This is a genomic window from Nocardioides sp. (assembly GCF_047606145.1).
In the GTDB taxonomy this organism is placed as follows: Bacteria; Actinomycetota; Actinomycetes; order Propionibacteriales; family Nocardioidaceae; genus Nocardioides.
In genome coordinates, this window is the sequence record NZ_JASGET010000153.1 from 68,513 (window position 1) to 76,891 (window position 8,379).

Consider the following 8,379-nt stretch of genomic DNA (forward strand, 5'->3'; position numbering starts at 1 on the left):
ACAGATTGTGAAGACTCTTCCACGCCTGTGGACAACCTCGTCCGAGGCACGACATGACAATGCCCGACCGATGCGTTCCTGCTGGTCAGAGCTCAGGTGCGTGGCGCAGCCGCGGCGCTTCCCCCCAGGAAGTCCGGTCGTTCCCATGCCGTGCAGGGGAACCTCGGTTCGGACGAACCTATCTCCGCGGCCGCGGTTCGGGCAACCCGTCATCCACAGGCCGTTCCAGCCCTGTTGCGGTACGCGTCGAGGGTTTGACCCTGGAAGATCGCTACGCGTACCGTTGACAGGTCGCCCAGCGTGGGCGTCAGGTGTCGCACGTCCTCACCGTGGGCGTGTATGTGGGTCATTCGGACCCGACTCGTGATCCCAGACTGAAGGAAAGCTCGTGAGCAAGCGTACGTACCAGCCGAACAACCGTCGCCGTCACAAGGTGCACGGTTTCCGCCTGCGGATGCGTACCCGTGCGGGCCGCGCGATCCTCTCCGCGCGTCGTCGCAAGGGCCGCAAGAGCCTGACCGTCTGAGCCGGCGCCTCGGCCCACCGGTGCCGTCGTGCTGCCCGCCGCCCATCGTCTGCGTGACGCCGACGATTTTCGCGCCGCCGTGCGAGGGGGGGTACGGGCCGCCAGTCGACGACTGGTGATCCACCTGCTGGTGCGGACAGCCGACGAGGCCAGGCCCGCGCGGGTGGGTCTGGTGGTGGGCAAGAGCGTCGGTCCAGCCGTCGTACGGAATCGTGTGAAGCGCCGATTGCGCCATCTCGCCCGGGAGTCCCTGACGGAGCTCCCGGGCTCTGCTGTGCTGGTGATCCGCGCGCTCCCGGCCGCGGCGACGGCGTCATCGGTGGAACTCGGCGGCGATCTGCGACGTTGCCTTGATCGGGTGCTCGGATGAGGAGACGAGATCGATGAAGTACCTCCTGATCGGCGCGCTCAAGCTCTATCGACTGCTGATCTCACCGCTGTACGGCGATGTGTGCAGGTATCACCCCTCGTGCTCGGCGTACGCGCTCGAGGCGGTCCGCACGCACGGAAGCCTCCGTGGCTCCTGGCTTGCGGTACGCCGTCTCGGTCGCTGTCATCCGTGGGCGAAGGGCGGCTACGACCCGGTCCCGGAGGTCGCTGGCGCGACCGGGCATCATGACCATGACCATTCGGCCCGCACGGCGGGCACCCCGACAAGAGGAGCTTGATCCGTGGGAGCCATCGGCGATCTGTTCGGCTGGATCGCGACGCCGCTGTACTACGCCATCTCGGCGATCCTGATCGTCTGGCACGACATCTTCGCCTTCGTCATCTCCTCCAGTGGCTGGGCCTGGGCGCTGTCGATCATCGGGCTGACCGTCACCATTCGCGCGCTGCTGATTCCGCTGTTCGTGCGGCAGATCAAGGCGAGCCGGAACATGCAGCTGATCCAGCCGAAGGTGAAGGAGCTGCAGAAGAAGTACGGGCACGACCGGCAGAAGCTCGCCGACGAGACGATGAAGCTCTACAAGGAGTCGGGCACGAACCCGTTCGCCTCCTGTCTCCCGCTGCTGCTGCAGATGCCGATCTTCCTGGTGCTGTTCCGCCTGCTGCACCACGCGTCGGAGGGCACCGGCAAGGGGTTCCTGACGGACAAGGCGGCCCAGGAGCTCAGCAGCTCCGACTGGCTCGGCTCGATGCTCTCGGACCAGTTCACCAAGGCCGACCATGTGAGCACGCAGATCCTGGCCGGTGTGCTGGTGGTGGCGATGATCGCCACCACCTTCCTCACCCAGCGCCAGCTGATGAGCAAGAACATGCCGCCGGACGCGATGACGGGGCAGTACGCCCAGCAGCAGAAGCTGCTGCTCTATGTGCTGCCGGTGGTCTTCGCGGTCGGTGGTATCGCCTTCCCGATCGGGACGATCCTGTACTGGACCACCTCCAACCTGTGGACGATGGGCCAGCAGTTCTACGTGATTCGCAACAACCCGGCCCCAGGCACGCCGGCGTTCGAGGCGAAGCAGAAGAGGGACCGGGAGAAGGCTGCGCGTCACGGGGGTGGCGTCGTGGACGTGACGAAGGCGGAGTCGCCGAGCGCAGGTGGAGCGCCGAGCGGGAGTGAGAGCGCCGACCACCGTCCGACGCAACGTCAACAGCCGAAGAAGCAGTCCCGCAGTCAGCGGAAGAGTCAGGGAAACAGAGGCAAGAGATGACCCAGGAGATCGAAGAATCGCCGGTGGACTCACCGGAGGTGGCCGCGGCTGCACCGGAGGAGCCGGCGGGCGTGGACGCGCTCGAACAGGAGGGCGACATCGCGGCGGACTACCTCGAGGAGTTGCTCGACATCGCCGATCTGGACGGCGATCTGGACATGGACGTCGACGGTGATCGGGCCGCGGTCTCGATCGTGGGCGCGGATCTGCAGCAGTTGGTGGGCAGGCACGGAGAGGTGCTCGACGCGCTGCAGGAGCTCACCCGGCTTGCGGTCTACCGTGAGACCGGGGAGCGTTCGCGGCTGATGCTGGACATCTCGGGCTTCCGCGCCGATCGCCGATCGTCCTTGGTGGCGCTCGCCGAGGAGGCGGTGGCGACGGTGAAGGAGTCCGGTGCGCCGCTGTCGTTGAAGCCGATGTCTCCGTTCGAGCGGAAGGTCGTGCACGACGCGGTGGCCGCGGCGGGCCTGACCTCGGAGTCCTCGGGCACCGAGCCGCGTCGGCACGTGGTGGTTTTGCCAGTCTGAGGTTTCACGTGAAACTAGCGTGGTGAGTGATGAGGCGTTGACACCCTCCGTTCCGGAATCGGCACGGAGGGTGTTCTCTTCGTCGGTCCTGTCGCGGATGGATGCGTATGCGGCATGGTTGGCGGGGCCCGGAGTGGTGCGGGGTCTGATCGGCCCGCGTGAGGCGCCACGGCTCTGGGAGCGGCACCTGCTGAACTGTGGCGTGGTCAGCCGTCTGGTTCCCGACGGCGTCACGGTCGCCGACATCGGATCCGGTGCCGGTCTTCCTGGATTGGTGCTCGCGATCGCCCGTCCGGACCTCTCGGTGACCCTGGTGGAGCCGCTCCTGCGGCGTACCACGTTCCTGGAGGAGGTCGTGGACGATCTGGCTCTGGGGAATGTCGAGGTGGTCCGGGGGCGGGCGGAGGCGCTGCACGGCGAGCGTGGCTTCGACGTGGTGACCTCGCGGGCGGTCGCGCCGTTGGGAAGGCTTCTCGGTTGGTCGATGCCGTTGGTGGTGCCGACCGGGCGCCTGATCGCGATGAAGGGCCGTTCTGCAGCGGCGGAGGTGATCGACGCAGCTGGCGAGCTTCGAGCGTGGGGCTGTGCGGAGCCAGCGGTCGAGGTGCTGGGTGACGACCTGCTGTCGGATCCGACGTATGTGGTGTCGGTCGGCTGGGCCGACCCGGCCGGGATGTCGTGGCCGCCGGTGCGGCGAGGAGGTCGGCAGGACCGACGGGGTGGGGGCAACGCACGCGGAGGGCGTCGTCGGACGTGAGTTTTCCACTGGTGGCGAGCCGATGCTGAGCGTGACTATCCACAGATGTCGACGGTTCTCCACAGGTCAGGCACCTTCCCGGGGTCGGGCGACAGTGGGCGTCGGCGAGACGGCATGATGATGACGAACAGGTGAGAGGCAAGGGGAAGAGCGTGGTTTCACGTGAAACATCGGCGTCCTACGAGGTCCGGACGGCTGGTGAGATGGCCGAGTCGGGAACGGCCTCGGAGGTCGAGCACACGCCGCTTGCCCGTGCCACGGAGCACTCGCTGTTGGCACGGCGATCCGCTGCCAATCGACCCGCGATGCCACGACCGAGGCGGACCCGGGTGATCGTGGCGGCCAATCAGAAGGGTGGGGTCGGCAAGACCACCTCGACGGTCAACATCGCCGTCGGGCTGGTGCAGCTCGGCCAGCGTGTGCTGGTGATCGACCTGGATCCGCAGGGCAACGCCTCCACGGCGCTCAACGTCGACCATCTCCAGGGAACGCCGGGGACCTACGAGCTGCTCGTCGACGGCACGCCGGTGGAGGACCTGGTGGTCCCGGCGCCGGACCTCCCGGGTCTCGACGTCATCCCCGCGACGATCGATCTGGCCGGGGCGGAGATCGAACTGGTCCGGGTCGAGGGTCGAGAGGGTCGATTGAAGCGGGCGTTGAGTCAGGACCAACGGGTCGGCGAGACGGCGGACGACAGGTGGGACTACGTATTGATCGACTGCCCTCCGTCGCTCGGCCTGCTGACCATCAACGCGCTCGTCGCGGGTGCGGAGGTCATGATCCCGATCCAGGCGGAGTACTACGCACTCGAGGGCCTCGGCCAGTTGCTGAAGACGGTCGACATGGTGCGTGCACACCTCAACCGTGACCTCTCGGTCTCGACGATCCTGATCACCATGTACGACGCCCGCACCCGTCTCGCCGCCGGGGTGGCGGACGAGGTGCGCGAGCATTTCGGGGACCAGGTGCTGCGCACCTACATCCCGCGGTCCGTGCGCGTTTCGGAAGCGCCGTCGTACGGGCAGACGGTGATGACCTATGACCCGGGGTCGCCGGGCGCGTTGAGCTACCTGGAGGCGGCACGAGAGATCGCGCAGAAGGGGTCGGGACGATGACGAGACCACAGGCCCGGCGTGGGCTGGGGCGTGGGCTGGGATCGCTGATACCCACCGCCCCTGCTGTCAACGAGGATGTCCGGGATGCGGACCTTCCGGCTGACGGGACGAGCAGCGATCAGGTGGGGTCCAGGTCCACCGACCCCTCGCCAGGCCCGCAGATCGGAGAAACGGCGTTGGCGCCGGTGGCGGGCGCCCATTTCGCCGAGATCGCACTCGACGAGATCCATCCGAACCACGCGCAGCCGCGTCAGGTCTTCGACGAGGATGCGATGGCGGAACTGGTGCATTCGATCCGTGAGGTCGGCCTTCTCCAACCGGTCGTGGTGCGTCCGGACGCGGACGGCTATGAACTCGTCATGGGCGAACGCCGGTGGCGCGCCTCGCGGACCGCCGGGATGACGACGATACCGGCGATCGTGCGAGAGACGGACGACACCGACATGCTCCGGGACGCGCTGCTGGAGAACCTGCACCGCTCCCAGCTCAATCCGCTGGAGGAGGCCGCGGCCTATCAGCAGCTGCTGGAGGACTTCGGCTGCACGCATGACGAGCTCGCCCAGCGGATCGGTCGCTCCCGCCCGCAGATCAGCAACACCCTCCGGCTGATGCGACTCACGCCGGCTGTCCAGCGCCGGGTGGCGGCCGGCGTGCTCTCCGCCGGCCACGCGCGCTCGCTGCTGGCGGTCGATGATCCGGGACAACAAGACGTGCTTGCCCAGCGGGTGGTGGCCGAAGGGATCAGCGTTCGCGGGTTGGAGGAGATCGTCGCGCTCGGCGAGGGATCCAAGGCTCCCCGCCGACGGGGTCCCCGGCCCAAGTCACTGGTGCCCGAGCTGGCCGACTTCTCCGAGCGGCTCGGGGACAGACTCGACACCCGAGTCCGGATCGACCTCGGTCAGAACAAGGGGAAGATCACCGTGGAGTTCGCCAGTCTCGAGGACCTGCGTCGCATCATCGACATCATGGATCCGCGCAATCGCACCGACAAGCCGATCTAGCCCACCGCTGATCGATAAGTCTCTTTGTCGACAAAGAGACTTATCGCCGAATCAGCTCGCGGGTCAGACGCGTGTCCCGGACGTCGTCGAAGGCGGTATCGGCGCCGGTCAGTTGGTGTCGTACGACGGATAGTCGGTGCCGCGCAGTGGCAGTCCCGGGATCGGCCCGGTGGCACCGAACGTCTCGCGAAGCTCGAGCTCGGCGTCGATGACTCCGGCGAGGCGCCGTACGCCCTCACGGATGCGCTCCGGTGTCGGATAGCAGTAGGAGAGCCGCATCGAGGACGAGCCGTAGCCGTCGGCGAAGAAGGCGGTGCCGGGCACATAGGCGACCCGGGCGGAGACGGCGCGGGGCAGCATCGCCTTGACATCGATCCCGGCCGCCAGGGTCAGCCACACGTAGAAGCCGCCGTCGGGCACGTTCCACCGGCACGAGGCCGGCATCAGATCGGACAAGGCACCGGTCATCGCGTCGCGACGCTCGCGGTACATCTCCCGGAACTGCTTGATCTGTCCCTGCCAGTCGTGGTTGGCAAGATAGGCCGAGACGGCCATCTGGGAGAACTGTGGCGGGCACAGTGTGGCGCTCTCCTGCGCGAGCACCAGCTTCTCCCGCACGCTCGCCGGGGCCAGCGCCCAGCCGACGCGGAAGCCCGGGGCGAAGGTCTTGGAGAAGGAGCCGAGATAGATCACGCCGTCGGTCTCGTCCGCGCGGAGCGCGCGCATCGGCTCACCGTCGAAGCCGAGCAGCCCGTAGGGGTTGTCCTCGAGCACCAGGATGCCCTCGGAACGACAGATCTCGAGGATCTCCGGCCGTCGCTCCGCGCTGAGCGTCACCCCGGCGGGGTTGTGGAAGTTCGGGATCGTGTAGACGAACTTGATCGTCTTCCCGGCCGCCCGGGTGCTCGCGATCGCCTGGCGCAACGCGTCGGGCACGAGCCCGGCCGCATCCATCTCGGCGTGGACGACCTCGCACTGGTAGCTGCGGAAGACACCGAGTGCGCCGACGTACGACGGGGCCTCGCACAGCACGACGTCACCGGGATCGCAGAAGACCCGGGTGACGAGGTCGACCGCCTGCTGGCTGCCCACCGTGACCACCACGTCGTCCGGGTGCGCCTCGATGCCCTCCAGGCGCATCACCTCGGTGATCTGCTCGCGCAGCTCCGGCACGCCCTGGCCGGACCCGTACTGCATCGCGACCGGGCCCTTGTCCGCCACCAGGTCCGAGATCGCACCGCCGACCACGTCGAGCGGCAGCCCGGAGATGTTCGGCATGCCGCCGGCCAGGGAGACCACCTCGGGGCGCGAGGCCACCGAGAACAGCGCCCTGATCTCGGACGCGGTCATCCCGGCGGTGCGCGCGGCGTAACGATCGACGTACGGGTCGAGGCGGGTGGAGGGGGCGCGCGCAGGAGTCTTGTCCATGGTTCTTCTAGCATGAAGGATGACATACGCCGCAGCGTTGTGACCCCGCCGTCCGGAGACGAAGATGTCGCGCAAGATACTGCCGCTGACCCTTGACAGGTACGCCGCCATCGCGACGCCCTGCCGTACCTGCCTGTTCTGGGAGCTCGATCCGGTCCGGCATCGCCGGCTGGAGCCGGCCGACTCCGAGGCGGAGAAGGAGGCCTGGATCTCCCAGGTGCTACGCGAATGGGGCTCATGTGGCCGGGTCGCGGTGGTCGACGGGACGCCGGTCGGCTTCCTCACCTATGCTCCGCCGCGCTATCTGCCCCGGGCCGCCTCCTACCCCACCGCTCCGGTCTCACCCGATGCGGTGCTGCTGACCACCGTGTGGATCGACCCACGCCACGCCGGTGGCGGGCTGGGCCGGATGCTCGTGCAGTCGATGGCACGCGACCTGCTCACCCGCCGTGACGGGACGGTGCGCGCGGTCGAGGCCTTCGGCGACGTCGGTCCGCTCAGCGGCATCCATGGACGCCGGTGCGCCGCGCCGGCGGACTTTCTCGCCCGCGTCGGGTTCAAGACCCACCGTCCGCACCCGACCGCGCCGCGGCTGCGGATGGAGCTGAAGCAGACCGTCACCTGGCGCGACGAGATGGAGGTCGCCTGGGAGCGGCTGCTGGGCGCCGTCCGGCCGGTCGCGGAGACAGGCCCGGAGACGGGACCGGTCGCGGGGCGTACCTCGAAGTAGCTGCCCCGCGACCGTTGTCGCCGTACGTCGCCGAGTGGATCAGCCGATGAAGGGGGCGAGCTCGGCGAGCAGCGCCGCCTTGGGCTTGGCGCCGACGATCGACTTGACCACCTCGCCGCCGGAGTAGACGTTGAGCGTCGGGATGCCGGTGACGCGGTAGGTCGACGGCGTGACCGGGTTCTCGTCGACGTTCATCTTCACGAAGGTGATCTTGTCGCCGTGCTCGCCCGCGATCTCGTCCAGGATCGGCGAGACCTGGCGGCACGGGCCGCACCACTCCGCCCAGAAGTCGACCAGGACCGGCTTGTCGGACTTGAGGACCGTCGCGTCGAACTCCGCGTCGGTCACCGCGTTGATGTTGTCAGCCACTTCGGCCACCCTTCTTGGAACGGACGTTGTCGATGCAGAGGCCTGGTCGGGCTCAGCTGCCAGTCTGAAGGAGAACGCTCGGCCGGTCGCCGATCATTCCCGTCGTACGCTACCCGGCGACGCCGGCGGTTTGTGTCTCGGTTCCGGTGTGGTCGGTGTGGTCGAGGTCGGTCAGGTAGCGTTCGGCGTCCAGGGCGGCCTGGCAACCGGTCCCGGCCGCGGTGATGGCCTGTCGATAGGTGTGGTCGACCAGATCCCCCGCAGCAAAGAC

At 67.9% G+C, this 8,379-nt stretch carries 11 protein-coding genes and 1 pseudogene; 9 read left to right on the forward strand and 3 right to left on the reverse strand.

Annotated elements, in window-relative coordinates:
- Positions 1-388: 388 nt before the first annotated feature.
- The 8 genes from rpmH (at position 389) to QM638_RS20945 (ending at position 5,581) form a co-directional block, all read left to right on the forward strand.
- Positions 389-526, forward strand: coding sequence for a 50S ribosomal protein L34 (rpmH, locus tag QM638_RS20910; protein ID WP_367995568.1), 138 nt, complete (start codon positions 389-391; stop codon positions 524-526).
- 28 nt (positions 527-554) lie between these two features.
- Positions 555-896 carry a ribonuclease P protein component gene (gene rnpA / locus QM638_RS20915; RefSeq protein ID WP_415145238.1) on the forward strand — a complete coding sequence of 114 codons (342 nt, stop codon included), beginning with the start codon at positions 555-557 and terminating at the stop codon, positions 894-896.
- A gap of 13 nt (positions 897-909) precedes the next feature.
- Complete coding sequence (gene yidD, locus QM638_RS20920) at positions 910-1,194, forward strand: membrane protein insertion efficiency factor YidD (RefSeq protein WP_415145240.1); 285 nt, start codon at positions 910-912, stop codon at positions 1,192-1,194.
- A 3-nt stretch (positions 1,195-1,197) separates the two neighbouring features.
- Positions 1,198-2,181: a membrane protein insertase YidC gene (gene yidC / locus QM638_RS20925; protein ID WP_415145242.1), complete on the forward strand. Its 984-nt coding sequence runs from the start codon at positions 1,198-1,200 to the stop codon at positions 2,179-2,181.
- Entirely contained in the window at positions 2,178-2,708 is a 531-nt protein-coding gene (locus tag QM638_RS20930) for a protein jag (RefSeq protein ID WP_415145244.1), read from the forward strand. The genes yidC and QM638_RS20930 overlap by 4 nt, the downstream gene beginning before the upstream one ends.
- Before the next feature lie 97 nt (positions 2,709-2,805).
- Positions 2,806-3,465: a 16S rRNA (guanine(527)-N(7))-methyltransferase RsmG gene (gene rsmG, locus QM638_RS20935; protein WP_415145245.1), complete on the forward strand. Its 660-nt coding sequence runs from the start codon at positions 2,806-2,808 to the stop codon at positions 3,463-3,465.
- A gap of 305 nt (positions 3,466-3,770) precedes the next feature.
- Positions 3,771-4,580 (forward strand): ParA family protein, encoded by an 810-nt coding sequence (locus tag QM638_RS20940; protein WP_415145247.1) that lies wholly within the window; start codon positions 3,771-3,773, stop codon positions 4,578-4,580.
- Positions 4,577-5,581 (forward strand): ParB/RepB/Spo0J family partition protein, encoded by a 1,005-nt coding sequence (locus QM638_RS20945; RefSeq protein WP_415145249.1) that lies wholly within the window; start codon positions 4,577-4,579, stop codon positions 5,579-5,581. The genes QM638_RS20940 and QM638_RS20945 overlap by 4 nt, the downstream gene beginning before the upstream one ends.
- Before the next feature lie 108 nt (positions 5,582-5,689).
- Here the strand turns inward: QM638_RS20945 and QM638_RS20950 are convergent, their stop codons facing one another.
- Positions 5,690-7,009 carry a PLP-dependent aminotransferase family protein gene (locus QM638_RS20950; protein ID WP_415145251.1) on the reverse strand — a complete coding sequence of 440 codons (1,320 nt, stop codon included), beginning with the start codon at positions 7,007-7,009 and terminating at the stop codon, positions 5,690-5,692.
- 64 nt (positions 7,010-7,073) lie between these two features.
- Between QM638_RS20950 and QM638_RS20955 the strand changes: the two genes are divergently transcribed.
- Complete coding sequence (locus tag QM638_RS20955) at positions 7,074-7,739, forward strand: GNAT family N-acetyltransferase (protein ID WP_415145253.1); 666 nt, start codon at positions 7,074-7,076, stop codon at positions 7,737-7,739.
- A gap of 39 nt (positions 7,740-7,778) precedes the next feature.
- On the opposite strand, the gene trxA is transcribed toward QM638_RS20955, so the two are convergent.
- Both trxA and QM638_RS20965 read right to left on the reverse strand, forming a co-directional pair.
- Positions 7,779-8,108 carry a thioredoxin gene (gene trxA / locus QM638_RS20960; protein WP_415145255.1) on the reverse strand — a complete coding sequence of 110 codons (330 nt, stop codon included), beginning with the start codon at positions 8,106-8,108 and terminating at the stop codon, positions 7,779-7,781.
- Between the two features lie 109 nt (positions 8,109-8,217).
- Positions 8,218-8,379: pseudogene (locus QM638_RS20965) on the reverse strand (thioredoxin-disulfide reductase); the annotation flags it as partial.